The organism is Streptomyces sp. NPDC048106 (assembly GCF_040706415.1).
Classification (GTDB): Bacteria; Actinomycetota; Actinomycetes; order Streptomycetales; family Streptomycetaceae; genus Streptomyces.
The window spans coordinates 68347-93681 of sequence record NZ_JBEZND010000039.1; the positions used below are offsets into that span (position 1 = coordinate 68347).

A 25335-nucleotide genomic window follows, 5' to 3' on the forward strand; every position below is an offset into this window, starting at 1 on the left:
GTCGGAAGCGTCTCGGACGGCATGCACGTCGGGGGTCGGGGTCAGGTGGTGCCGGAGACGACCTGCTGGACCGCTTCGAGCAGGAGCGTGCAGCCGGACCTCAGCGTGTCGGGGTCCATCGTCAGCGCGGGCAACGGCTTCACCACCGCCTTGTCGCGGCCGGCGGCCTCCACGATCAGCCCTCGCTCGAAGCACCGGCGCACCACGGCGCTCGCGGCGTCCCGGCCGCCGGCCGCGCTCATGTCGATCCCGACCGCGTGGCCTTCGCACCGGACCTCCACTCCGCGGGGCGCGTGCTCCCGCCAGAAGTCGCGCAGCAGGGCCGCCCCCTCCCGTGCGGTGGCCAGGAACCCGGGCCGCTGCCAGAGGTCCAGCGCCGCGCAGGCGCCGACGAACGCCAGCTGGTTGCCGCGGAACGTGCCGGGGTGGTCACCGGGTTCCCAGGAGTCCAGCCCCTCCCGGATGAGCAGGAGCGACATGGGCAGGCCCAGCCCGCTGATCGACTTCGACAGGGTCACGAGGTCCGGGACCACGTTCGCCCGCTCGAAGGAGAAGAACGTGCCGGTGCGGCCGCAGCCGGCCTGGATGTCGTCGACGATCAGGACGATGCCGAACGCGTCGCAGAGCTCTCGCAGCCGGCGCAGTTCGGCATCGGGGATCCGGTAGACGCCGCCTTCCATCTGGACGGTTTCGAGGATCAGCGCGGCGGGCGCCTCGACACCCGACAGGTCGTCGGTGAGGTACTGCTCCAGCAGGGCGGCGGTGGGGAACGAGCCACGCGGCCCCACCGGGTACGGCAGGAAGCTCACCTCGTCCAGGGCCACCCCGGCCGTCCGGCGCAACCCGAGGTCGCCGGTCGCGGCGAGGCTGCCCCGGCTGACGCCGTGGTACGAGCCGGAGAACGCGATGACCTTGGAGCGTCCGGTGTGTTTGCGCGCCAGTTTGAGCGCCGCCTCCACGGCGTCGGCTCCCGTGCCACCGCAGAACTGGACACGGTGCCGCAGACCACGCGGCTCCAGGATCTCCCGGGCGAAGCGATCGAGGAACTCGCGTTTGGCCGGGGTGTGCTGGTCGAGCGCGTGCACCAGCCCCTCGCCTTCGAGGTAGTCGATGACACGCCGTTTGATGTGCGGGTGGTTGTGGCCGTAGTTGAGGGCGCCGGCACCCGAGAAGAAGTCGATGTACTCGGTGCCGTCCTCGGAGACCAGGGTGGTTCCGCGTCCCCCGGCCACCACGACCGGGAAGGTCCGGCAGTAGGACCGGACGACGGACTCGCGCTCCTCGAACACCGTGCGCGCGCTGGCGGCCGGGGCGCCGGCCGGGTCGTGCGTGGTCAGAGCGGTCATCGGTGATCTCCTGTCGTGATGTGCGCGACCGCGTCCGCACTCGTGGCGCCGGAGGCGCTCACGACGGCGTGCAGGATCGCGGTGTAGGCGTCGAGCAGTTGACCGGCCGTGGCGTCGGTGACGCGGTCTTGGTAGTAGGACAGGGCGATGCGCGGTTCGGTGTCGTCGGTGACGTCCAGGCGCAGCGCGAACTCGGTCTGGTTGCGGGTACCGTCCGCGGCCGTGTCCGCGCCGGGCTGCTGCGCCCGGAGCTTCGGTGACACCGGATAGTTGGCCACCACGACGACGGAGTCGAAGAGGGGGCCGTCGTCGGCTCCCATCCGCTGGAGCGTGCCGGTCTCGACCGACGCGTGCTCCGCGCTCTCGGCCCTGGCAAGCTGGAAGCGGTCGAACAGGGCGGTCAGCGAGCCGTCCCAGTCGATGGCGACCCGCACCGGCAGGGCCGCTATGAACACGCCGACCCCGCGTTCCAGGTCTTCCGTGACCCGCTCGCGGCCGGCCGACACCACGCCGATCGTGACGTCGGTGCGCCGCAGCCGGGCCGCGGCCAGCAGGGCCCAGGCCGCGCAGGCCAGGGTGGAGAAGGTGTGGCCGAAGTCGGCGGCCCGTGCGCGCAGCAGCGCCGCGACGGCGGGGTCGAGGCGGGTCGTCACGCGGCGGAAGCGGGACGGGCCCAGCAGGCCCGGGGACCCGGCCAGCCGGGACGCGGGCGCGCCGGCGAGCCGCTCGCGCCAGAAGGCGGTGTCCCCGGCACGGTCCGCCTCGTCGTGCAGGGCCCCGACGTCCACGACCGGGGGCAGTTGCGCCGGACGCCCGGCGACGGCGGCGAGATACAGGTCGAGCAGCTCGTCGAGCAGCACCAGGTTCGACCAGCCGTCGGCCAGCAGATAGCACTGCACCTGTCCCATCCACCACTGGCCGGGCCCCCGCACCAGCCACACCCGCCACAGCGGCGGCACGGCGACGTCGGTGCGCGCGGACCGCTCCCGCTCCAGCATGTCCACCAGGTCGTCGGCGATGGTGTCCGGGTCCCGGTCCCGCCAGTCGAGCAACTCGACCGGTGGTTCGATGTCGTCGGCGGTCACCCGGGTCCAGGTGCCGTCCGCGCGCTTGCGGAAGCCGCTGCGCAGGGTGATGTGACGTGCGGTGAGCTGCCGCCAGGCGGCCACGAAGGAGTCGGGGTCGACATCGAACGGCAGCCGCAGCGTGGACTGCATCTGGTAGAGGCCGGGCACCCAGGCGGTGTCGAGCACCGTGAGCATATGGCGCTGGCCCGGGCTCACGGGGAAGGGCTCCCCGCCGGCCGGACGCGGTGCGCCGGTGGCGGCGGCCGGTGCGTCCTGCTGGTCCAATGCCTTCGCGAGGCCCTCGATGGTCTGGTGGACGAACACCATCTGCGGGGTGAGCGCCAGTCCGGCGCGCTGGGCCGCGCTCGCCATCCGGATGACGCCGATCGAGTTGCCGCCGAGCGCGAAGAAGCTGGCGTCGGCCGGGACGGTCTCGGCGTCGAGTGCGTCCCGCCACAGCGTGGCCAGCCGCTGTTCCGTGCCGGTCGCCGGTGCGCGCCCCGGCGGGCTGACGACGGTCGGCGCGGGCAGCGCGCTCCGGTCGATCTTCCCGTTGTAGGTCAGCGGGAACGACTCCAGGCGCACGAAGGCACCGGGCACCATGTGGGCCGGCAGGTGCGCCGCGAGGGCGCGGGTGAGCTCCGCGTCCGACGGTCCGGTGCCGGCGGCCGCGACGAGGTACGCCACCAGTGTCCGCGCCCCGTCGCGGGGGCCGTGCGCGGTCACCAGGACGGAGGCGCCGCCGGTGAGGTCGCGCAGGGCCGCCTCGACCTCACCGGTCTCGACGCGGTATCCGTTGATCTTGACCTGGAAGTCGACCCGCCCCAGCAGTTCCAGGTTGCCGTCCGGCAGCCAGCGGGCCCGGTCACCGGTTCGGTACATCCGCGCGCCCGGTGCGGCGGCGAACGGGTCGGGCAGGAAGCGCTCGGCGCTCAGGCGGCTCCGGTCGTGGTAGCCCCAGCCGACCCCGGCACCGCCGAGGTACAGCTCGCCCGCGACGCCGACGGGCAGCGGCGACAGCGTCCGGTCGAGGACGTACGCCTTCTGATTGGCCATGGGCACGCCGTAGGGAATGCTGTGCCACTCCGGGGCGACGTCCTCGATCACATGGATCGTCGAGTCCATGGACACCTCGGTGGCGCCGCCCATGCTCACCACCTGCGCCGCTTCGCTGAGATGGGGGCGGGCACGCTCCGGCAGCGGCAGCGGGATCCAGTCGCCGCCGAGCAGCACCAGCCGGATCGGCAGCCGGGCGCCGCTCCGGCTCTCGGCCTCCTCGATCAGCAGGCCGAAGAGTGCCGGGACCGAGTGCCAGACGGTGACGCCGGTGCGCCGGACGGTGTCGATCCAGCGCCCCGGTGACCGCTCGTCCCGTGGCTCGGGGAACACCACCGTCGCCCCGGCCATGAGGGTGCCGAATACGTCGTAGGCGCTCATGTCGAAGGCGAGGGCGGACACTCCGAAGACCCTGTCCCGCGGCCCGACGTGGAATCGCCGGTTGAAGTCGGAGAAGTTGTTGACGCGTCCCCGGTGGTCGAGCAGGACACCCTTGGGCCGGCCCGTCGACCCCGAGGTGTAGATCAGGTACAGCAGGTCCCCGGGCCGCACCTCAGCGTCCGGCCGCGAGGTGGGAAAGGCGGGGGACTCGACGTCCACGACCGTGGCCGTGACGGCGGCGAGCTTGGCGGAACCGCCGATCACGAAGCCGGCGCCGGAGTCCTCCAGCGTCCAGCGCAGACGGTCGTCGGGGTGCCCGGGGTCGAGCGGGACGTAAGCCGCGCCGCACTTGGCGGTGGCGAGCTGGGCGACGACGAGGTCGATGCCGCGTTCGAGGCAGATGCCGACCCGCTCGTGGCGCCCGCAGCCCAGGGCGAGCAGGTGATGGGCGAGTCGGTTCGCCCGTGCGTCGAGTTCGCCGTAGGTGATCGACGCGTCGCCGCACACGACGGCGACGGAGTCCGGCCGGCGGTCCGCCCACTCCTCGAACAGGCCGTGCACGGTCGCCTCGTCGGCGTACGGCTGCTCGGTCCGGTTGTGGTCGACGACGACCGAGCGCACCTCGGCCGGGTCGAGCAGCGCCACGTCGTCGACCGGTCGGGCGGGGTTCGCGCACAGGTCGTCGAGCATCCGCCGGTAGTGGTCGAGGAGGCGTTCGGCCTGCGCGGCGTCGAACCGGGACTCGTCGAACTCCAGCGAGACCTCGACGCCGTCCGGCGTCACGGCGCAGGACAGGTCGAGGGGGAACTTGGCCGTGCGGGAGTGCACCTGGGCCGGGGCGAACGACAGGCCGGGTACGCGCAGTTCGCCGCCGGGGCCGTTGTTGAACACGAACATCACGTCGAACAGCGGGCTCTCGGCCAGCGTGCGCCGCGGTGCCAGCTTCTCCACCAGTACCTCGAAGGGAACCTGGTGGTCACGGACCCACAGCGACCGCTCGGTCAGCCGGCCGAGCGCGTCGGCCAGCGAGTCCGCCGGCGTCACGTCGGCGACGATGGGCACCGTGTTCGCGAAATAGCCGATCAGGCGCTCGGTCTGGGGGCCGCGGTTCGCCATGACGGTGCCGACGGCGAACCGGGAGGTGCCGGTGTAGCGGTACAGCAGTGCGGCGAAAGCCGTGAGCATGACGTTGAAGAGGGTCGACCGGTGTGTGTCGGCCGCCTGCTGGAGGTCACGGCCGAGCCGTGCGTCCCAGTGGCGGTGCACCCGGCTCCCGCTCTTCGCGACGCCTCCCGCGACACTCGGTGGCAGCCCGAGCGGTTCGGTCCCGTGCAGCCGCTCGCGCCAGTCCGCGACGAGTCCGTCGTAGTTCCCGGGCTCGACGGCCCGCTCGTGTGCCGCCACGTCGGCGTAGTCGATCGCCGGCTCCGGCAGCCGGGTGGCGCGGCCGGTCCGCGCCGCGTCGTACAGCTCGGCGAGCTCGTCGAGCAGCACACCGGCCGACCACGCGTCGGTGGCGATGTGATGGACGACCAGGATCAGCAGATGGTCGTCCGCCGCGATGCGGAACAGCCGCCCGCGCAGCACCGGCCCGGACCGCAGGTCGATCGCCACGCCCGCCATACGCCGCGCCGCGGTGAAGGCCTCCTCCTCCCCCGCCACCGCCTCGACCTCGAAGGCGACGGGCCGGGCCGGCTGTACGACCTGCTCGGGACGGCCGTCGGGGCGCTGCGCGTACACCGTGCGCAGGACGGCGTGCCGGGCGACCACACCGTCGAGCGCGGCACGCAGCGCGGTGACGTCGAGGTCGCCGCGGAGCCGGACGCCGTACGGCACGTTGTACAGCGGCCGTCCGTCGGCGAGCGAGTCGGCGATCCAGAGCTGTTCCTGACCGCGGGACAGCGGGCACGGCCGGGCCGGGTCACGGGGTTTGATCACGCGCCCGGCCGCCCGTTTCCGGCCGCGGTCGAGCAGCAGACCGGCCAGCAGCTCCCGTTTGGCGGCGGACATGCCCGCCGACGGGTCACGGTCCGGGTTGGCCTGAGTGGTCACGCGTCCCCCTCGTCCTCGGACGCGAGGATCGCTCGCGCCTCGTCGTCCGTCAGGCCGCCGAGCAGGGCTTGGAGCTCCTGCCGCTCCGCATCGCTCAGCGCCGCCCACTGCAGTTCGTCGATCGCCTGCGCCATGCCTCGTACGGTCGAGTGTTCGAACACCATGCGGAGGGGCAGTTCGATGTCGGTCCGCCCGGCCAGCTCGCCGATGAGACGCGTCGCGAGCAGCGAATGGCCGCCGAGCCGGAAGAAGTCGTCGAGCGCCCCGACCGACGAGCAGCCCAGCACCGTCTCGAACACCGACGCGACCAGCCGCTCCGTCGGCCCGGTCAACTCCGCGTAGCCCTGCCGCACCCGTTCGATCGGCGCGTCGTCCCGCGTCAGAGCGGTCCGGTCGAGCTTGCCGTTGGGGTTGCGGGGCAACCGGTCGACGAACACATAGCCGTCCGGAACCATGTACCGCGGCAGGCGCGAAGCGAGTGCGCTGTCCAGGGCGGCGGGATCGTGCCCGCCGCCGACGACCCACGCGATCAGGCTCGCGGCGTCACCGGCGGCACCCGCGGTCACCGCCGCGTCGTGCACCCCGTCGAGCGCGCGCAGCGCCGCTTCCACCTCCCCCGGCTCGATCCGGTAGCCGCGGATCTTGAGCTGGTGGTCGAGGCGGCCGAGGAATTCGAGGCGGCCGTCGGGCATCAGGCGGGCCCGGTCCCCGGTGCGGTACAGCCGCGCGCCCGGCTTGGTGGCGAACGGGTCCGGCAGGAAGCGTTCGGCGGTGGTGCGCGGGTCCCCGACGTAGCCGCGCCCCACGGCCACTCCGCCGATGACCAGTTCCCCGGGCACGCCGAACGGCCGCACCCGGCCGTCCTCGTCCACGACGCGGCTGCTCACGCCCGCGACCGGGGAGCCGATCGAGACGGGCCGGCCGGGCGGTGGCGGCGTGGACAGCACCATGAGGTGGGTGTCGTCCGAGCACTCCGCCGGGCCGTAGGCGTTGATCACCGGGATGCCGGGGAAGCGGCGCAGCCACTCGGCGCACAGGTCGGCGGGCAGTTCCTCCCCCGTGGCGAGCAGATACCGGACCGTGCGCAAGTCCTGCGGTGCCGCCCGTTCGAGCAGCCCTCTGATCATGCCGGGGACGAGTTGCAGCACCGTGATCCCCCGGCCGCGGACCAGGGCGAGGAGCGCGTCGGCGTCGCGGCTCGTCTCGTCGTCGCTGATCACGGTCGTCGCTCCGCGCAGCACGGCGACCAGCATCTGCCAGACCGAGATGTCGAAGGACTGCGGCGCGGTCTGCGCGATGACGTCGGACGACGTCAGGCCCAGGTCGTGCGCCATCAGGTCGAGGTGGTTGAGCAGCCCGGCCTGTTCGATGGCGGCGCCCTTGGGCTCACCGGTGCTGCCCGAGGTGAAGATGACGTACGCGCGTTGCCGGGGCGGTACCTGGCGCGGCTCGAAGCCGCGCGCCGCGGGGGCGGCCGTGCCGAGCACGAGGTGCGGCCGGTCCGGGCCGGCCAGCGTGCGCAGCCGTTCCGCCTGCTCCGCGTCGGTGACCACCACGGCGTCGCCGAGCCGGTCGAGCACCGCACTGATCCGGCGGTCCGGGAAGGCCGGACCGACCGGGACGTACGTGGCGCCGATCGCGCCGCAGGCGAGGGCCACCGCGATGTGCGCGGCCGAGCGCCGTGCGCACACCACCACCGCCGGCTCGGCGCCCGTGGCCACCGGGGCCAGTTGTCCGGCGAGCCCCGCCACCAGCTCCCGGAACGCGCGGTAGCTCCAGACCGTGGTGCCGTCGACCACGGCCGGCGCGTCCGGGGTGTGCCGGGCCCAGCGCTCCAGCGCCATGGCCGGCGGCAGCGGCGTGCCGGGCTCCGGGCCGGTGCTCAGTGCCTCCTGGGCGCTGACCTCGGCGGCCGGGCGCGGCTCCAGGTCGGCCAGCCGGGTGCGCGGGGCGTCGGCGATGGCGTTCAGCAGCGTCTCGAAGTGGTCGAGGAGCTGGGTGCCCGTCTCCGCGTCGAACAGGTCCGCGTTGAGTTCCAGGGTCGCGTGGAGCCCGTCCGGTTCCTCGGCGAGGTCGAGACTCAGGTCGAACTTGGCGGTGTGGGTGGACGCGTACAGGCGCTCCATCCGGAGGTCCCCCAGCTCGACCTCCGCGGCCGGCGCGTTGTGCAGCACGAACATGACCTGGAACAGCGGGTTGCGGCTCAGGTCCCGGCTCGGCTGGAGGGCCTCGATGACCCGGTCGAACGGCACGTCCTGGTGGGCGAACGCGGCCAGGGTCGTCGCCCGGACGCCGTCGAGGAGTTCGAGGTAGGAGTCGTCGGGCGACAACCGGTTGCGGCAGACGATCGTGTTCACGAAGAACCCGACCACGTCCTCGGTCTCGACGACGGACCGCGTCGACACGGGAACGCCGACCGCGATGTCCGAGGCGCCGCTGTAGCCGTGCAACTGGCAGACGAACGCCGCGAGCAGCGTCATGAACAGGGTCGCGCTGTTCTCCTGCCCGACGTGACGCACACGGTCCACGAGCTCGGCGGGGATCATCCGGTGCACCGTCAGCCCGCGGTTGCTCATCGTCACCGGCCGGGGCCGCTGGGCCGGGAACTCCAGCAACGGCGCGGGGTCGGCCAGCGCGGCGCGCCAGAAGTCGAGTTGGGTGTCGTGGTCGCCACGCTCGAAGCAGGCCCGTTGCCAGCTCGACCAGTCGGCGTACCGCACGGTGAGGGGTGGCAGGTCGGGTGCGGTCGCGTGCCGGCGGGCCTGGTACAGCGTGGCGAAGTCGCGGACCAGTACCTGGATGCCCCAGGCGTCGGCGACGACATGGTGAGCGGCCAGTACGAGGATGTGGTCGTCCTGCGCCAGGCGGATCAGCGTGGCCCGCTCCAGCGGTGCCTCGGCGAGGTCGAACCGGGCGGCCGCCGCGTCGTCCAGGCACCGCCGCCAGGACTCCTCCGCGGTCCGCGCGGGCTCGGCGCTCAGGTCGACGACGTCCAGCGGCATGGTGACGTCGCCGGCGGCCTCCACCACCTGGTGCACCGTGCCGTCGGACAGGACCAGCCGGGTGCGCAGCGTCTCGTGCCGCTCGACGAGGTCGGCCAGGGCTCCGGTCAGCGCCGTGGTGTCCAGCGGTCCGCGCAGCCGTACCGCCGTGGACGTGTTGTAGGCGTGGGTGTCGCCTTCGAGCCGGTCCAGGATCCACAGCCGTTCCTGGCCGAAGGAGGCGGGCAGCGCGCCGCCGCGCGGCAGCGCGGGGATCGACGCGGTCCCAGGGCCGTCGCCGGCCGTCGCCTCCAGGCGCGCCGCCATCTGTCGGAGTGTCTGCTCCTCGAACAGCGTGCGCAGGGCGATGTCGCGGCCGAAGACGCGGCGGATGCGGGAGACGACCCGGGTCGCCATCAGCGAGTGCCCGCCGAGCGCGAAGAAGTTGTCGTCCGGGAGCACCCGGGCGACCCCGAGCACCTCGCGCCAGATCCCCGCGACGAGCTCCTCGGCCGGTGTCAACGGGGTGTCCGCGCCGTCGTCGCCCACCGCCACCACACCGGCCGGCTCGGGCAGCGCGGCACGGTCGATCTTGTGATTGGGCGTCAGGGGGAACGCGTCCAGGGTCACCACGCGGGCGGGCACCATGTACTCCGGGAGGCGGGCGCGTACGAAGGCCCTGATGCCGCCCTCGTCCGGACGGGGCTCCCCGGCCGCGACGGCATAGGCGACGAGTGCCGTCTCGCCACTCGCGTCCGGGCGTGCCACCACGAGCGCGTCGCGGACTCCTGGTGCGGCGCTGACCACGTGCCGTACCTCGTCCGTCTCGACCCGGTATCCGCGGATCTTGACCTGGTCGTCCGTCCGGCCGAGGGAGACGACCGCGCCGTCGAGGGTGTACTTGCCGAGGTCGCCCGTGCGGTACATCCGGTCGTCCGCGTCGCCGGTGAACGGATTGCGCACGAATTTCGCCGAGGTGAGCGCGGCGTCGTCGGCGTAGCCGAGCGCGATGTGCGGTGACCGGATCACGATCTCGCCCGGCTCGCCGACGCCGGCGCGGTGGCCGGCCTCGTTGAGCACGAGGAGCTGGACGTCCGGCATGCCGCGGCCGAGCGGGTAGGCGCCGACGAGGTCGTCCGCCGCGGTGGTGTCCGCGGCCGGGACCACGAAGTAGCCGACCGCCCGCTGCGACTCGGTCGCCCCGTAGAGGTTGACGCACAGCGCCGCGTCCCCCAGGCGGGTGACGGCCCGTACGTCGCGGCGGGTGAGGGTGTCCCCGGTGAAGAACACCCGCCGCAGGTCCGGCAGCGTCACGTCGTCGGTGTTCAGCTCGTCGAGCAGGCGGGCCATCGGCGGTGTCAGGTGGCTCACCGAGATCCGCTCGGCGCGGAACCACCGGGCCAGCCGTCCCGGGGTCCCGATGTCCTCCGGTGCCGGGACGCAGACGGCCCCGCCGGTGGTCAGGGGCGTGAACATCTCGCGGTGGAGCGGGTCGTGGCCGACTCCGGACAGCATGCTGTAGCGGTCCGTGTCACGCAGTTCGAACGTGTCCGCGAGCCAAGGGACGAAATGGGTCAGCGAGCGGTGGGCGCCGCGGATGCCCTTCGGCCGGCCGGTGGATCCGGAGGTGAAGGCGAGGTACGCGCAGTCGTCCGGCGCGACGGGCACGGCGGCCGTCCGTGCGGCGCCCGGTGGCAGGAGATGCCGGGCCTCGCCGAGCCGGGCCGGTAGCTCGACCCGGCAGTGCGTCCCCATCCCGTCCAACGCGCCGGACACCTCGGCCGGTACCGGTCCGGCCGCCGCCAGGTGCAGCAGGGCCGAGGGCCGGGCCACCGCCAGGCAGTCGACGAGCCGGGCGGTGGGGTGGTTCGGGTCGAGCAGGGTGAAGGCGGCACCCGTGCGCAGGACGGCCAGGACCGCCCAGACCAGGGAGGCGCACCGGTCCCCGTAGACGGCGACCACGTCGCCCTTGCCGACCTGGTGGTGCCTGAGCAGGCTCGCCAGTTCCGCCGTGGCCGAGGCCAGCTCGCCGTAAGCGACCCGCTGTCCGGGCTCGTTGATCGCGGTGCGGCGCGGTTCCCGGCCGGCCCGTTCCTCGAACCGCTCGACGACGGAACCGTGCCAGGCGGCGTCGAGGGGTGCCGTCGGGTCGGGCAGCCGGCGCCGGGTCAGCGGGGTGTCCAGCCGCAGCGCACCGATGGGCAGCGCGCTGTCCGCCACCGCCTGATCGAGGACGCTGATCCACTGGGCCAGCAGCTCGTCCATCATCGCGGCCTCGAAGCGGTCCACGGCGTACATCAGGTCGAGGGAGATCCGCGCGGTGCCGGGGTCGACGTAGAACGCCAGGGGGAACTTGGCGTCGAGGTCCGGCACGTCGAACGGCTCGACCGTGAGGCCCGGCAGCTCGGCCTGGTGGGCGGGGATGTTGAGCAGGTTCAAGTAGACCTGGAACAGCGGCGTGGTGGTCAGATCGCGTTCCGGTGCCAGCTCACCGACCAGCGTTTCGAACGGGACGTCCTGATGCTCGTAGGCGTCGACGGTCGTGGCCCGTACCCGGTCGAGCAGCTCGGCGAACGTCGGGTCCCCGGACAGGTCGGCCCGCAGGACGAGGGAGTTGACGAAGAAGCCGATCAGGTCCGCCGTCTCCCGCCGCCCGCGACCGGCGACCGGTACCCCGATCGCGAAGTCCCGCTGGCCGGCCAGGCGGCCGAGGGTGATCTGGAGCGCCGCGGCCAGGACCATGAACTCGGTGGCGCCGTGGGCGGCGGCGAGCCGCGCGATGCCCGACCGCAGCGGCCCCTCGATCGTCGCCCGCCGGTGGTTGCCCTGTGCGCTCGGCAGCTCGGTGCCCTGCCTGGCGACCGGCAGCACCAGGTCAGGCAGGCCGGTGAGCTGGGAGCGCCAGTACGCGATGGACTCGTCCAGGACACCCGTGCCGAGGCGGTGCCGCTGCCACCGGGCGTACTGCTGGTAGGTCGCCGGAAGCGGCGGCAGCGGATCGGTCGGCGGGTGGCCCACCTCGTGCGCGTACAGATGCGCCAGGTCGCGCTTGAGGATCTCCACCGACCAGCCGTCACCGACGATGTGGTGCAGCGTCACGACCAGCACCGTGTCCTCGGGGCCGACCTCCAGCAGCCGCAACCGCAGCAGTGGACCGGCCGCCAGGTCCATCGGCGTCATCGCCTCGCGGGCGACCACGTCATGCGCCTCGGCGAGCCGTTGCGCCACGGTGGCCCCGGTCAGCGGCATGCGTACGGGCACCACCTCGACGTGGTCGAGGACGTGCTGTGTCAGCGCGCCGTCCTCCTCGGCCACCACCGTGCGCAGCGTGGTGTGCCGGGCGAGCAGCCGCGCCACGGCACGACGCAGCGCGTCCTCGTCGAGCGCCCCGGTGAGCCGCATCGCGCCGGACAGGTGGTAGCGGCCGTGCAGGGCCTGCCGTCCGGTGCCGCGGTCGAGCTCCTCCAGGATCCAGACGCGCTCCTGCATCACGGACAGCGGGGCCGCTCCGCCGTCGTCCGCGTGGCTCCCGATCAGGTCCGAGGTGCCGCCCGCGGCCGTCTCGGCACACAGCGCGGCGTAGTCGCGCAGCACGGGTGCCTCGAACAGCACGCGGAGCGGCACCTCGCGGCCGATCTCCTCGGCCACCCGGGCGGTGGCCACGGTCGCCAGCAGGGAGTGCCCGCCGAGCGCGAAGAAGCTGTCCGAGCCGCCGACCTCGTCGACGTCGAGGACCTCGGCCCAGACGCGTCCGATGGCCCGCTCGGCCTCCGACTCCAGCGGCAGCGGCTTGTCGTGCACGTAGTCGGAGCGCTGCGGCCGTTCGAGGCGGCTGCCGTCGAGCTTGCCGTTGGGCAGCCTCGGCAGCTCGCTGCGCACGACGAAGGCCGCGGGGACCATGTACGCGGGGAGCGTGCGGGCGCAGATCCGCTCCAGCGCCTGCGGGCTCAGCGTGGTGTCCCGTGACTGGACGTGGGCGACCAGGACCGAGTCCAGCCTGCGGACCGCGACGTCCGACACGGTGTCCGACAGTTCGTCGGCGGCGAGCAGCACCGCCTCGATCTCCGCCGGCTCCACGCGGTAGCTGCGCACCTTGAGCTGGTTGTCCCGGCGGCCGCGGTATTCCACGGTTCCGTCGGCACGTACCCGCACGAGGTCGCCCGTCCGGTACATCCGGGCGCCGGGGACGTCGGAGAACGGGTCAGGGAGGTAGCGTTCGGCGGTCATCGCGGGCCGGTTGTGGTACCCCGTGCCGACACCGGCGCCACCGACGTACAGCTCGCCGACCGCGCCGGTCGGCGTGGGTTCCAGGTCCTCGTCGAGGACGTGGACCGTGCTGCCCGGCAGCACGGAGCCGAGCGAGACGGGCCGTCCCGGCGCGCACTCGGCGGCCGTGACCATGACGGTGCACTCCGTGGGCCCGTAGCCGTTGAGGAACCGGCGCCCCGGCTGCCAGCGCGCGACCAGTTCGGCCCGGCACGGCTCACCGGCCGACACCAGGGTCCTCAGCGCGGGCAGCGGGCGGTCGGGCAGGGACGCGATCACCGAGGGCGGCAGCATGCACGCCGTGATCCCACGGGCGGTCAGCGTGTCCGCCAGCGCCTCTCCGACCAGAGCGTGCCGGCGCTCGGCCACGCACAGGGTCCCGCCCGCGCCGAGCACGGAGAAGATCTCCCACGCGGACCCGTCGAAGCTGAGGCTGGCGAACTGGAGCATGCGGGTCCCGGCGTCGATGCCGTAGCACGGTGCCTGGACGAGGGCGTGGTGGGCGAGGTTCCGGTGCGAGACCAGCGCGCCTTTGGGCCGGCCCGTGGATCCCGATGTGTAGATCAGATAGGCGGCCGCGTCGGGGTGCACGGACGGCAGCGGATCGGCGAGTGGGGGCCGGTTCAGGGCGCGCTCGACGAGTTGGCGGGTCACCACGGTGCGCGCGCCCGAGTCCTCCAGCATGAAGTGCCTGCGCTCGGCCGGATAGTCGGGGTCGATGGGCACGTACGCGGCGCCGCACCGCTGCACCGCCAGCACCGAGATCACCGCCTCGACGGAGGACGCGACCTCCACGGCGACGATGTCGCCCGGACGCACCGCGAACTCGCTCCGGACGACCCGGGCGACCTGGTCGACCTGCCCGCGCAGCTCGCGGTAGGTCAGCGCGCGGTCGCCGTCCTCGATGGCGACCGCGTCGGGCGTGGTGTCCACGACCGTCTCGAACCGCTCCCAGAACGTGTCCGGTACGTCGCCCGGACGCACCTCGGACGGCCACCGGTCCAGCGCCGCGGTCACCGCGGGCGTCGTGATCCGCTCGTCCGGACGCCGCGCCATGGCCCGCGCCGTCTCGGCGAAGAGCCGGGCGATGTACCGGGCGGTCTCCGGCTCGAAGAGGTCGGAGTTGTATTCGAGCCAGCCCGTCAGCGGGCCGCCGTCGTCGGTGATCTCGAAGGTGAGGTCGGTCTTGGCGACGCCGGTGAACAGGGGCTCGGTCTCCACCCGCAGGCCGGCCATGTCCGGCACCGGCAGCCGTCCGCTGTGGAGGTCGAGGATCACCTGGAACACCGGGCTCCGGCTCGGGTCACGCTCCTGGACCACCGCCTCGACGATGGCGGAGAACGGGACCCACTTCCACGCCATCGCCTCCAGCGTCGTGGTCCGCACCCGGTCGAGGAGCCGCGCCGCGGTGTCCGCGCCGTCCACCGTGAAGTGCAGCGGGACGGTGTTGACGAAGAAGCCGACGACGTCGTCGTACGCCCCGTCGGCCGGCCGGTTGGCGTCCGGGGTACCGATGACCACGCTCCGCTGCCCGGACAGCCGGGACAGGGCCGAGGCCAGGCAGGCCGAGAGCACCATGAAGACGGTCGCCCGCGTCCGGCCGGCCAGGGCACGCAGCAGGGCCGTGTCCTCGGCGCCGAGCACCAGGGGGACCCGTCCCCCGTTGAACGTCTGCAGCGCGGGACGCGGCCGGTCGGCGGGCAGGTCGATGGCGCGCGGCGCGTCGCCGAGCCGCCGGGTCCAGAAGGCGAGGCCCTCCTGGCCGGCCGCGGACGCGAGGCGCGTGCTCTCGTCGCCCGCCCACCGGGCGTAGTCGAGGGCCGGTGCGGGCGCCTGCGCGTCCCGCCGCCGTGTCCGCCGGTCGTACTGCTCCGCGAGATCGGCCGCGATGATCTCCATGGACCGGCCGTCGCAGATGATGTGGTGGAAGCAGAGCAGCAGCGTGGACTCGGCCGGGCCGAACTCGACGAGGGCCGCCCGGACGAGCGGGGGCTTGTCGAGCGAGAAGGGCCTGCCGGCGTGCTCGGCGGCGATGTCCGCGAGTACGGACTCGCGCCGCGCGGGCGGGGTGGCCCTCCGGTCGAGAACCTCGAACGGGCACTCGAAGTCGACGCCGGTGTAAGGGACCGGGCGGCCTCCGTGGTCCTGGAAGCCGGTACGGAGCGCGGCGTGCCGGGCGACGAGGGCGTCGAGGGCGTGCTTCAACGCGTCGCGGTCCAGCGCCCCGTAGATGCGCAGGGCCCCCGCCACGGTGTAGGCCCCGGAGCCACCGGCGAGCCGGTCGAGGAACCACAGGCGCTTCTGCCCCAGGGACACCGTCGGCTCGGCCGGCGGGAGAGCCTGCGCGGGCTCCGGGAGTCCGGCCACCGCCGGGCTGCCGCCTCCCGTGGCGAGCAGTTCGGCGACGCGTGCCGCCTGCGCGCGCACCGTGGTCGCCTCGAAGAACATCCGAAGCGGTGGCTGGACGCCGAACTCGCCGCGCACCGCGGTGTTGAGGTTCGCCACACGGAGCGAATGCCCGCCCAGGGAGAAGAACTCGTCGTCGAGCCCGACACCGGCGACGTCGAGGACAGCGCACCAGAGGCCGGCCAGCCTGCGTTCCACCGGGGACATCACCGCAGACTCGCCCGACCGTGCCGCGGCCACGGCATGCGCGCGCAGCGCGGCCGCGTCCACCTTGCCGTGCCGGTTGAGCGGAATGCGGTCGAGGACCAGCAGCCGGGACGGCACCATGTAGCCGGGCAGTTCCCGGTGCAGCCAGTCGCGGAGCTTCCCGGGGTCGATGTCGCCGGTCACGGCGGCGATCAGCTCCGTCTCGCCCGGGCCGCCGGACGCCACGACCGCGGCCTCCACGGTGTCGGGATGGCGGCGCAGCACGGCGTCGATCTCGCCGAGTTCGATGCGGTAGCCGCGCACCTTGACCTGCTGGTCGGCCCGGCCGACGTACCGCAGTTCGCCATCACCCGCCCGGCGCACCAGGTCGCCCGTCGCGTACAGCCGCCGTCCGGGCCGTGTCGTGAACGGGTCGGGCAGATACCGTTCCGCCGTCCGCCGGGGAGCGGAGGCGTAGCCGCGCCCGACACCGGCGCCCCCGATGTACGCCTCCCCCACCACCCCGTCCGGCACGGGCTGGAGTGCGGCGTCGAGCACGTGTACGACCGCATCGGCCATGTCCGTGCCGATCGACACCTCGCGGGGCAGCGCGGCCCGGCCCGACTCCGGCCCGAGGAGCGCGAACGTCGAACAGACCGTCGCCTCGGTGGTTCCCCAGCGGTTGTACAGACGGGTGCGGAGGCGGTCGGCGGCGAACCACCGGGCGAGCTTGTCCGGGTGCACGGCCTCGCCCGCGATGAGCACGGTGCGCAGCGCCGACGGCACCTCGACGCCGCTGCCGAGCGCCGTGACCAGCACGTGGAAGAACGCCGTGGGCAGGTCGACGAGTGTCAGCCGCTGCTCGTCGCACCACGCCCAAAAGCGCGCCGGGGACTCCAGCACCGCCTCGTCGCGCAGCACGAGCGTGGCGCCCACGCTCCAGGTGGCGAATATCTCCTCGATGCACGCGTCGAAGGTGAGCGGGGCGAACTGGAGCACCCGGTCGCCCGGTTCGATCCCGACGATGTCGAGGAACGACAACAGGAAACTCACCAAGGACCGGTGCTCGATCTGCGCGCCCTTCGGCCGTCCGGTCGACCCGGAGGTGAAGATGGTGTAGGCGAGACCGGCCCCCGTGGCCACGCGCCCGGGTCGCCCCTCGTCGCCTGGCGCGGCGGTGTCGACCCGGTGGGTCGCGACGCCCAGTTCGGCGGCGAGCGCGGCGGTCGCGTCCTGGCAGAGGATCCGCGCGCACCGGGCGGCACCCACCATGTCGGCGAGGCGGGAGGGCGGCAGGGCCGGATCGAGGGGCACGAACGCGGCGCCCGCCTTCAGCACGGCGAGCATGGCGATGACGAGATCGGCGGAACGGGGCAGGCACAGCCCGACGGAGTCGTCGGGCCCCAGGCCGTACCGCCGCAGCTCGTGGGCGATCCTGTTGGCGGTCCGCTCCACCTCCGCGTAAGTGAACTCCCGTTCGCCGGAGACGATCGCGACGGCGTCGGGGGCGGAGTCGGCCTGGGCCTCGAACATCTCATGGGCGCAGACCACCTGCGGCCGGGTGCGCGCCGGCACGTCGGCGCGCAGGAGTGAGGCCGCCTCGCCGGCCAGGCGCAGTGCCGAGACGGGGGCGGCCGGCCGGCGCGGGATCTGTTGCAGGAGGTCGAGGTACTGGCCGGCCAGCTGATCGGCGAAGTCGGGGGCGAAGCGATCGGCGCGGACCAGGATGTGCGCGGCCAGGCTGTCGTCGACCGGGACGGCGTGCAGGGTGATGTCGAACTGGGTGGCGGGAAGCTCGCCGATGGGAAACGGTTCGAGGGTCAGGTCCCCCATGACCGCCGAGACCTGCTCCTGCGGTGACGCGGCCCCGAGGACCACCGGTCCGACGCCCCTGGCGACGGCCCCGTGCGGCCGTTCGAACACGAGGGCCGCGTTGATCACACTCGCGCTGTCGCCGCGGGTGCGCAGCAGCTCGACGAGCCGGCGGTACGGGAAGTGCTGGTGGCCCAGCGACTCGCGGACCTGGTGCCCGGTCCGGGAGACCAGTTCCGCGACGGTCGCGGGCGTGCCCAGATCGACACGGACGGGAACGATGTTCGAGAAATAGCCGAGCGTGTTGCGGAATCGGGCCTCCGGGCGGCCGGTGGTCGTCGTCCCGAGGAGGAACTCGTCCTCGCCGCTGTGGGCGCCGATGAGCCGCTCGAACGCCGCCATGAGGACCGCGAACAGCGTCGTCCCGCAGTCGTCGGCGACCCGTCGCAGCTCCGCGACGAGCCCAGGCGGGACCGTGATGCGGCGGTTGTCGACGGCTCCGCCCGGCAGGGCGCGATCGCGCCGGGCCTGGTCGTGGTAGGGCAGGCTCGGCGCGCGCACGTCGCCGGCCAGCAGGTCCAGCCAGTACCGCTCGTCGAGCCCGCACCGCGCCGAACGCTCGTACTCCCCCTGCCAGCGGACGAACTCCGCGTAGGCCACGGCCGGCGGGAGCTGGGGCTCGCGCCCGCGCAGCAACTGGCCGTAGAGGGTGGTGAGTTCCTCGAACAGCGTGACGACCGACCAGAAGTCGGTGATGACGTGGTGCTGCGCCAGCACGAGCACCGGCGAGCCGATACCGACGAACAGCCGGGCACGGGCGACGTCGCCGCGCTCGATGTCGAAGGGGGTGAGGGCGCAGCCGTCCACGCGCGTGCGCAGCGAGGATTCCGGTTCGCCCGCCAGGTCCACGATGTCCAGCTCGAACGGCCTGTCCGGGCAGCTCCGCTGCCAGCGCCGGCTGCCGTCGGTACCGAAGCGCGAGGCCAGCACCGGATGCCGGAGACCGAGCAGGCGCACCGCGTCCGCGAGCACCGTGACGTTCACCGGATCGGTCAGGCGCACCGCGACCGACACGTTCTGCGGATAGTCCTGACCCTCCATCTCCCGCATGAACAGCAGCGACTGCTGTCCGGCGGACAGCGGGGCGACATCGGCGGTGTGCTCCGCCTTCTCCGGTTCCGCCTTCTCCGGTTCCGCGGGGTCCGGGGGCTCGGGTTCCGGGGACGCCGGCTCCGGGGGCGCGTCGCGCAGTCGGGCGTCCACCTCGACCGCCACCTGCCGTACGCTCGCCGGCCCCAGCAGGAGGGCGAGGTCCATGACGACGCCGAGGTGTTCCTCGATGTCGAAGGCCAGTTCGGCCGCGCCCAGGGAGTCGAGGCCCAGCTCGGCGGCCACGGCGGCGCCCGGTGCCATGTCGTGCCCGGCCGCCCGGCGGAGCAGCCGCTCGATCGCCTCGGTCCGCCGGTCGTCGGGGAGTGCCAGCAAGTCGGCCCGCGACGCCGTGAACCGGGGCGCGACGGGCACCTCGTGGGACGCGGCGGTGGACCGGCGGTACCGTTCCCCGGCGACCACGCCGTCGACGTAGGCCGCGCGGCAGTCGAGACGCTGCACCTTGCCGCTCGACGTCTTCGGCACCTGCCGCGGGGCGAGCAGGACGACGTCCGCGAGGGAGATCCCGTGCTCCTGTCGCACCGCCGCGGTGATCGCCTCGGCGACGGACGGCAGCTCGTCCTCCGGGGTGTCCGCGGCCACCTCCTGCACCAGCACGCACTGTTCGCCGTCCCGCGTCTCCACGGAGAACGCGGCGCCACAGCCCGGACGGACCCGGTCCGAGGCGCGGACCGCCGTCTCCTCGATGTCGTGCGGGTAGTGATTCCGGCCGCGGACGATCATCAGCTCCTTGACCCGGCCGGTGACGAAGAGCTGTCCGTCGTGCACGAACCCGACGTCGCCGGTCCGCAGGAAGGGCTCGGTGTCGCCGGACAGCCGGGCGGCGAACGTCTCGGCTGTCGCGGCTTCGTCGCGCCAGTAGCCGTTCGCCACCGAGGGGCCGCGGACCCAGAGCTCCCCGACGCGCCCGGCCGGCATCCGCTCGCGGGTCCGTGGATCCACGACAGCGAGTTCATGTCCGGTCGCGACGCGTCCCGAGGAGACCATGGGCTCCCCGTCCGCGATCACCTCGACGCTGCCGCCCCGCAGCGCCTGCCGGTCGACCTGGAGACGGTACGCGCCGTGGCCCCGCCCGCTCCCCGCCACGAAGAGCGTCGCTTCGGCGAGCCCGTAGCACGGCAGCAGGGCGGACGCGTCGAACCCGCTCACCGCGAACGCCTCGGCGAAGCGGGCCAGTGTCCGGTGGCGCACCGGCTCCGCACCGCAGAACGCCAGCCGCCACGTGGACAGGTCGAGAGCCGCGCGCTCGGCTTCCGTGCTCTTGCGGACACACAGGTCGTACGAGAAGTTCGGACCGCCGCTCACGGTCGCGCCGCGCGCCGCGATCACCTCGAGCCACCGCAGGGGCCGGCGCAGAAACGCGAAGGGCGACATCAGGACGGTGGGTATCCCGCTGAGCAGGGGTTGCAGCACACCGCCGAGCAGGCCCATGTCGTGGTAGAAGGGCAGCCAGGAGACGACGGAGTCGGCGCCGGTGACGTCGAAGTTGTCCGCGATGGTGCGGTTGTTGGACAGCAGGTTCCCGTGGGTCACCACGACACCGCGGGGCCGGCCGGTCGAACCCGAGGTGTACTGCAACAGGCCGATGGAGTCGTGCGCCAGCGTCGGCTCCCGCCAGTCGTCGGCGCCGCCCAGCATGACCTCCTGGGTGACCAGCCACGGCAGCCGGGCGAGGTCCGGGGCGTGATCGGCCAGGACGGCTTCGAGGGCCTCGCGGGGCCCCGTCGACAGCACGATCTCCGCTCGCGCGTCCCGCGCGATCGCGCCGAGCCGGGGAAGGCTGCGGTCCCAACGGGCGGGATCGGGCGGGTAGACGGGGACGGCGACCATGCCCGCGTAGAGCGCCCCGAGGAAGCCGACGACGAACAGCTCACCGGGCGGGTAGAGCAGCATGACCCGGGTCCCCGGCTCGGCCCGGCGCCGCAGGGCGGCCGCGACGGACCGTGCGCGCCGGTCGAGTTCGAGAGCGGTGACCTTCGACGAGGTCGTCCCGTCATCGGCGAGGAACTCGTACGTGACGTGCTCGCCCTGCTCATGCACCGTGTGACGAATCGCATCGACAACTGAGGAGTTCACACGCATGATCCGATCCCTGTCCGCGTAGAGTCCGGGAGCCCGGTTGTCCGGAGAAACCGGTGAGAGCGGGGAGCCGGCCCGTCGGGGCGCGATCCCTCGGCAAACACCCCGCTTCTCCACTGCCCCAGGCCGAAACATGACTGTGCCCGTACGCGGAGCATGTCACCGACGCCTGTCCTTACGCTGTTCTCCCGCTGTTCCGGGCCTGTTCCACCGCCCCTGCGGGCTGGTAGGGCACGGCTTCGCGGGCCGCGGGTGGTGTTCGCGCAATGACAACCACGACCGGATCTTCCGCCACCGAGGTGCCGCGGATCGTGAGCAGTTCGGGAAACCACCGCCGCGGACCAGGGCCTCGCGGCGATCGGCGGCAACGTCAACGCCGTGTGGCGGGCGTGGTGGACGTGGAGCCCGGGCAACGGGACGTTCAACCTCCAGATCCCCTGGTCGGTCATCGGGGTCGACTCGACGGTCGTCATCACGGCCTCCGAGATCGACGGCTCAACTGAAGGCGGTTCTCGGGCGGCCGCACAGTAAGAGACCCCGGGCGGCGGTGATGCCCGGGGTCTCTTACTGTGCGGTGGACTACCGCGTCGTCCGGTCGAACGGCAGCCGTGGCGCCCCCGCCGAACGGGCCGGTCGGTCATGGTGGCGCGTCGGTGGGCCGCGTCTGCGGGAGCGGTGCGACGGTCCGTTCCGGGTGGCGCTGCCGGATGGGGGTGAAGGCGGCGGCCACGACCACGGCCAGGAAGACGGCGGCCACCGCGGTCAGCGGCCCGCGCGCGCCCAGCCGGCCGACCAGGGCCGTGAGCAGGGCCGCGCCGAGGGGTGCGAGGCTGCCATGGATCGTCCAGAACGCGGAGGTGACCCGGCCGAGCAGATGGTCCGGCGTGACCTGTTGCCGCAGGGACATCGAGCAGACGCCCGCCAGTCCCATGCCGAAGGAGTACAGACAGATCGTCACGGCCGCCACCGAGACCCGACCGGTGCCGCCCAGCGCCAGCACGGCCACCGAGCACAAGCTCATCGCGCCGAGCCAGCAAGGGCCGAACCCCCAGGAGCGGCGCAGCCTGGCGGTCGCGGCGGCGGCGACACAGGTGCCGAGCCCGGCCAGCGCGAGGACGTAGCCGACCGTGCGTTCGTCCTGCCCCAGACCGTGCCGCAGGTGGTAGATGAACACGTCGGTCATGCCCAGGCTGAGGAAGGTGGTGACGGTCAGCAGCGCGGTCAGCGCCCGCAGCACCGGCGTGTGCCACAGGAACGCTGCGCCGGCCCGGAAGCCGGAGCGCCGGTCGGGCGCCTGGGCCGCCTTGCTCTCGACCTCGTCGGCCGGGGGCCGCGCGAGGGGCCTGAGCCTGATGAACGCCAGGCCCACCAGGGAAATCCCGAAGCTTCCCGCGTTGATGGCGACGGCGGCCGTCGGCCCGAAAGCCCCGGCCACCACACCGGCCAGGGCCGGGCCGGCGATGTACGCGATGGCGTTCGTCGCCTCCAGCCGGCCGTTCGCCGCGACGATCTGCTCCTTGTCGACGAGGTTCGCCACGGCGGTGACATATGTGATGTTGAACAGCATCTCGAAGACCGAGGCCAGTGCCATGACCACGTACAGCAGCCAGATCTGCGGGGTCACGGCCCAGCAGACAGGGATCGCGCAGTACAGCACCAGCCGGGCGGCGTCGCACAGCATCAGCAGGCGCCGCCGGTCGAAGCGGTCGGCCCAGGCGCCGCCGACCAGTCCGGTGAGCAGCGAGGTGGCGCCGGCGACGGCGGTGAGCAGCCCCATCTGAGCCGCGGACCCGGTGGTGTGCAGCACCAGCAGCGGAAGCGCCACCAGCGAGAAGGCGTTGCCGACCTCGGACAGCGCCTGAACCGCCCAGAAGACGGTGAAGTCCCGGTTGGACCAGAGCGAACGCACGAACATGCAAGGGTCTTCCGTCCTGGGGCCAGCGGTCGGGCCCGCCACACGCCGACTGATCCAGAGGTCCTTTGCGGCGCGTCTGATCCGTCGTACCAAGGGGCATGGTCTGGTGTGTGGATTACTCATGCTGCGCGGACATCCTGGCAGAGGTGCGGGAGAACCCCCTTCGGCTTCCTCGGGAGGTGCGACAGGCCAACGTCCCAAAGCTGCTGGAGGCGCTGGGCCGTCCCGAGCGGGGGCTACGCGGGATGCTGGTGGTCGGCACGAACGGCAAAGGCTCGACCTGCGCGTTCGCGGTGTCGGCCGTGGCCGCGACCGGTGTACGGGTGGGCAGCATGCCCAGCCCGCACCTCCAGGAGCTCAGGGAACGGATCCGGATCGACGGGGTTCCCGTCACCCGCGCGGAGTACACCGCGGCGTTCGCGGAAGTCTGGCAGGCGATCGAGCGGCAGGGTCTGCCCGTCCTGACCCAGGGCATCTTCGCGACGACCGCGGCCGTGCACTTCCGACGCGCGGGGGTCGGGCTGGCGGTGGCCGAGGCGGGCATCGGCGGGAGCAGGGCGGCGGCCGCGGAACTCGGCCTGGACGTCAAGGTCGTCACGGGCATCGGACTCGACCACACCCGGCTGCTCGGCGGTTCGCTTACCCAGATCACTCGGGCCAAGGTGGCGGCCGCGCGGGACGGGGACCACGTTGTTCTCGGACGCCTGGCCCCCGAGGCGGCCACCGCCGCGGAGCAGGTGCTCAAGGAGCGGACGGGAGTGTCGGTGTGGCGCATGGACCACGAGATCCACTACACCGCCCGTGCCGTCGGCCGGCACGGCGACGGCGGCCCGACGACGCTCGTCGATGTCTCCACTCCCCGCGCCGTGCACCGTGATCTGCCCTGTCCGCTGGCCGGCGCACACCAGCACCACAACCTCGCGGTCGCCATCGCCGCGGTGGACTCGATGGCCGAGCGCGGCCACATCCCCGAACCGGACGGAGAACGACTCCGCGCACGGCTGGCGGCCACCCGCTGGCCCGGCCGCCTTGAACTGGTCCCCGACGCACGGCTGAACGACTGGAGTGGCCGCGTCCTCCTGGACGGCGCCACCAATCCGCAAGGGGTCGCGACCGTCGCCCCCGAGATCCTGCGCCATGCCCGTGCCGACGGCCCCTCGGGCCCGCCCGTGCTGGTCTTCGCCGCGATGGACGACAAGGACGTCTCCGGCATGCTCTCCCCGCTCCCCGCCGACTGGCCCCTGGTCCTCACCCGCACCGACTCCCCACACGCCGCGGACTGCGACACCCTGTACAACCGGCTTTCCCCGGACCGTCGGGGGCCCTGTCTGACGGCCGAGGACACCACGGCGGCGCTGCACCAGGCCGCCGAACTCACCGGGACCGGCGGCCTGATCATCGTCCTCGGCTCCCATCGCCTCGTAGGCGAGGCCCGCACCGCGCTGGCCCTGCAACCGTTGTGAGGGGGCTGCGATGACCCGGTGGGTCACTTCGAGTGGCCGGGGCTCGCGGTGCCGTTCTTCGGGGGTGCGGTGCTCAGGCCGAACTGGGCTGCTTCGAGGGTCCCCGTGCCGGTGCCCGACGTGTGGACGCCGGGCAGGGCGAGGGTGAGGGTGTTGTCCGTGGCGTAGCGGGTGTACCAGATCTCGTCGATGCCGAGCTTGTCGAGCGCCGCCTTCTGGGCCCGGGTGGGCTCGGTGACGTACTGCCTGGCGACGATCAGCTGGTCGGTGTCGGTGAAGGTGAAGTCGGCCCGCTCGCCGCCATGACGGTAGGACCAGTGGACCTTGCTGTAGTAGTCCCGGGGGTAGGCCGGTTCGGGGTGCGGCTTCGGGTCGGACTCCCGGGCGGTCACCGTCCAACCGGCCCTTCCCCTACGGCGTCGAGCACTGGCGCTGGGGCCACGGCAGCGTCGGGCGGTACTCCGTGATCGGGGCGCCGACCTCCACCTGCGCGCGGAGTACGGCTCCGCCACCGTCCCCGTCTTCCTCGTCGACGACACGAAGGACGGCAAGCGTCTGGTCGGCGCCTACGACCCGAAACGTTCGGGTCGTCGTTGTGCGCGGCGGTGCGGAAGCCGTCCTCCCACTGCTGGACGCGGTCGCGCTGAAGGCCGGTGCGGGAGTAGTCGGCGTCGGAGTGGCCGTACCCGTTGGACGTACGGCCGTCCGCCGAAGCGCCGGTGCCTGGCGTGGAGGGGCTGGGGCCGGCCACCGCGGCCTCGGTCGCCCCAGGGCCGGCGCAGGCGGAGACCGAGAGGCCGGGCACGGCCGCGACCAGCCCGGCGCCCGCGGCGCCACGCAGGAACGAACGTCTGGAGGAAACGGCATCTCCGCGCATAGAGCAGTCGATCCTTCTTCCAGACGGTCAGGGTCGCCCCACTCGCCCTCCGGACGATCCCGATCGCAGGTACCGCCGGCGGAAGGTCGCCGTTCAGTAAACGGCACGCCCGCGAAGAGCGCATATCCGAGATCGCGGGCGCCGCCGCCGCTGGTTGTGGTGGCGGCGCCCGTGGTGTGAGTGCGGGTCAGCCGCTGGTGCCCCGCAGGACCGGGCCGGTGTAGACGAACTGCATGCGGAAGTTCGTGTTCTGCGTCAGCTGCTCCAGCAGATGAGCG

6 protein-coding genes are annotated in these 25335 nt (G+C 73.0%); 1 reads left to right on the forward strand and 5 read right to left on the reverse strand.

What is annotated here, in order from left to right; genetic code table 11:
* Positions 1-41 precede the first annotated feature (41 nt).
* The 4 genes from AB0927_RS31315 to AB0927_RS31330 form a co-directional block, all read right to left on the reverse strand.
* Entirely contained in the window at positions 42-1346 is a 1305-nt protein-coding gene (locus tag AB0927_RS31315; protein WP_366671148.1) for a diaminobutyrate--2-oxoglutarate transaminase, read from the reverse strand.
* Entirely contained in the window at positions 1343-5902 is a 4560-nt protein-coding gene (locus AB0927_RS31320; RefSeq protein ID WP_366671149.1) for an amino acid adenylation domain-containing protein, read from the reverse strand. The genes AB0927_RS31315 and AB0927_RS31320 overlap by 4 nt, the downstream gene beginning before the upstream one ends.
* Complete coding sequence (locus AB0927_RS31325) at positions 5899-20937, reverse strand: amino acid adenylation domain-containing protein (protein WP_366671150.1); 15039 nt, start codon at positions 20935-20937, stop codon at positions 5899-5901. Before AB0927_RS31325 ends, AB0927_RS31320 begins: the two co-directional genes overlap by 4 nt.
* A gap of 502 nt (positions 20938-21439) precedes the next feature.
* Positions 21440-22717, reverse strand: coding sequence for an MFS transporter (locus AB0927_RS31330; RefSeq protein ID WP_366671151.1), 1278 nt, complete (start codon positions 22715-22717; stop codon positions 21440-21442).
* Between the two features lie 179 nt (positions 22718-22896).
* Here AB0927_RS31330 and AB0927_RS31335 point away from each other — a divergent pair, with 179 nt between their 5' ends.
* Positions 22897-24180, forward strand: a complete 1284-nt coding sequence (locus AB0927_RS31335; RefSeq protein WP_366671152.1) for a bifunctional folylpolyglutamate synthase/dihydrofolate synthase — start codon at positions 22897-22899, stop codon at positions 24178-24180.
* A gap of 23 nt (positions 24181-24203) precedes the next feature.
* Here AB0927_RS31335 and AB0927_RS31340 read toward each other — a convergent pair whose 3' ends face one another.
* Entirely contained in the window at positions 24204-24572 is a 369-nt protein-coding gene (locus tag AB0927_RS31340; RefSeq protein ID WP_366671153.1) for a hypothetical protein, read from the reverse strand.
* Positions 24573-25335 lie beyond the last annotated feature (763 nt).